This window comes from Cellulophaga sp. (assembly GCF_039943695.1).
In the GTDB taxonomy this organism is placed as follows: domain Bacteria; phylum Bacteroidota; class Bacteroidia; order Flavobacteriales; family Flavobacteriaceae; genus Cellulophaga.
Genome location: NZ_JBDVAA010000091.1, coordinates 1 through 2,282 on the forward strand (window position 1 = coordinate 1; position 2,282 = coordinate 2,282).

A 2,282-nucleotide genomic window follows, 5' to 3' on the forward strand; every position below is an offset into this window, starting at 1 on the left:
AAAAATATATGAATCTTAAAATATCACTAATACTACTTCTGTTTGCTGCCACATTAACCAATGCGCAACAAAAAAAATGGAGTATTGAAGAATGTATAAATTATGCATTAGAAAACAATATAGATGTAGAGCAGTTAGAACTGCAATTAGAGAGCACTAAATTAGGTGAGTCTGATGCTTTGGGAGATTTTCTACCAAGCTTAAATGGTTCAACTAACGGTTCATGGAGTAAGGGTTCTGGTTTTGACCAGACTACGAATCAAAGGGTATCTGGTACGTTTTTCTCTCTAAACGCTGGTCTGTCATCTGGAGTTACACTTTTTAACGGTTTGCGTAACATACATAATTATAACAAAGCAAAATTAAATACTATTGCTAGTCAATATAGATTAGATGGTACTAAAGATAATATTGTACTTAATGTGGCTAATGCTTATTTAGATGTGTTAGCAGCCAAAGAGTCTTTAAAGGTTATAGTACTTCAGTCTGAACTTTCAGATAAAGATTACGAACGTACAAAAGCATTAGTTGAAGCTGGTACAGTGCCAAAAGGAGATTTGTTAGAACTAGAAGCAACTATAGCTGATTATGAGCAGCAAAAAGTGAATGGTGAAAATAATGTTGTGCTTAGAAGATTATTTTTGGCTCAATTATTACAAATTACAGATTATCAAAATTTTGATATAGCAGAATCTAGTTATGAGGTTCCGCCGTCTGAGATATATAATTATACAGCAAAAGAAGTTTATGATAAAGCACTTACAATTAGAGGTAATATAAAATTAGCAGATACAAATATTGATATAGCAGAAAAAGATGTTAAAATAGCTAAAGGAGCCTTATATCCTACACTAAATGCATCTATTGGGTATAATACTAGTTATTCTAGTTTTGTAAAAAGAATTACCAATGCAAGCTTTACAGATCAGTTGTCAGAAAATGATGGTATTGGTTATGGTATGAGTTTAAGTGTACCTGTATTTAACGGTTTTAGCGTACGTAATAACATTAGAAGGTCCAAACTTAATTTGGAGCAAACTAAGCTACAGGCAGAGCAAGAGAAGCTAGCATTAGAGGCAAGTATCAATCAGGCATATTTAGATGTTAGGTCTTTTGGAAAAAGATATGAGGCTGCTCAAAAAACATACGATGCAAGAAAACAAGCGTATGATTTTGCTAAAGAACGTTTTGATGTTGGCTTAATGAATGCTTTTGATTTTAGTCAGTCACAATCTAGATTAGATAATGCAGCTGTAGATGTGGTAAATGCTAAATACAACTACATATTCAGAATTAAAATATTAGAAATATACTATGGCATACCAGTTACGCTAGAGTAAATTAAATACATAATTTTTAAAGTCCATTAAGCTATATGTTTAATGGACTTTTTTTATGTTATAACTTGTATCTTTGTGGGCTATGGCAATTATCTTAAATATAGAAACAGCTACCACTAACTGCTCTGTAAGTGTGGCTAAAGACGGAAAAGTGTTGGCTTTAAAAGAGTACAATAGTGCTAGTTTTTCGCATGCAGAACAACTGCATATTTTTATAGAAGAAGCTTTAAAAATGGCTTCTTTAACACTAAAAGATATTAACGCTATTGCAGTTAGCAAAGGTCCTGGTTCTTATACAGGTTTAAGAATTGGTGTTTCTGCAGCTAAAGGATTATGTTTTTCTTTAGATGTGCCATTAATTTCTATTGCTACGTTGTCTAGTTTAGCACATCAAACAAAACCTAAAAAAAATGAAGCTGTTGTGGCTGTTTTAGATGCAAGACGTATGGAGGTGTATTCTGCCGTTTTCTTAAATGATTTTACTCAAGTTAAAGAAACTGAGGCAAAAATTATTGAAGAAACTTCTTATGAGGATGTTTTAAACACATATAGTAAAGTACACTTTGTAGGTTCTGGAGCAGAAAAAATTAAAAACACTTTAGACGCTGCAAATACAGCATATATTTTAGATGCTGTGCCTTCTGCTAAAGAAATGTGTGCATTGTCATTTATTAAGTTTAAAAACTCAGATTTTGAAGATGTGGCTTATTTTGAGCCATACTACCTTAAGGACTTTATGATTGTAAAACCTAAGGTAAAAAAATAACCCCATCTAACGTAGTTAAATGAGGTTGTAATTTTATCAATTTTAAATTGAATTATTTAGCTTGATTCATAACACGTTGTGGGAAAGGAATTTCAATGTCATTATCATCAAACCTAAGCTTTAATTCCTCTATAACATAAAAGTGCGCTGCCCAAAAATCTTCGTTTTTAGCCCAA

The 2,282-nt window shown here is 32.0% G+C and carries 3 protein-coding genes; 2 read left to right on the top strand and 1 reads right to left on the bottom strand.

The genetic code is table 11. The features are described from left to right. Window positions 1–1,340, top strand: a 1,340-nt coding sequence (locus ABJD66_RS06360) for a TolC family protein (RefSeq protein WP_348129473.1), incomplete at its 5' end; no start/stop codon positions are given. 82 nt (window positions 1,341–1,422) lie between these two features. After that, window positions 1,423–2,106, top strand: coding sequence for a tRNA (adenosine(37)-N6)-threonylcarbamoyltransferase complex dimerization subunit type 1 TsaB (tsaB, locus tag ABJD66_RS06365; RefSeq protein ID WP_348129476.1), 684 nt, complete (start codon window positions 1,423–1,425; stop codon window positions 2,104–2,106). Window positions 2,107–2,158: 52 nt separating this feature from the next. Here the strand turns inward: tsaB and ABJD66_RS06370 are convergent. Beyond that, window positions 2,159–2,282, bottom strand: a 124-nt coding sequence (locus ABJD66_RS06370) for a mechanosensitive ion channel family protein (protein ID WP_348129479.1), incomplete at its 5' end; no start/stop codon positions are given.

Excerpts from the sequence above, each read along its gene's own strand:
- tsaB (WP_348129476.1), top strand. The coding sequence starts at position 1,423 with ATGGCAATTATCTTAAATATAGAAACAGCTACCACTAACTGCTCTGTA.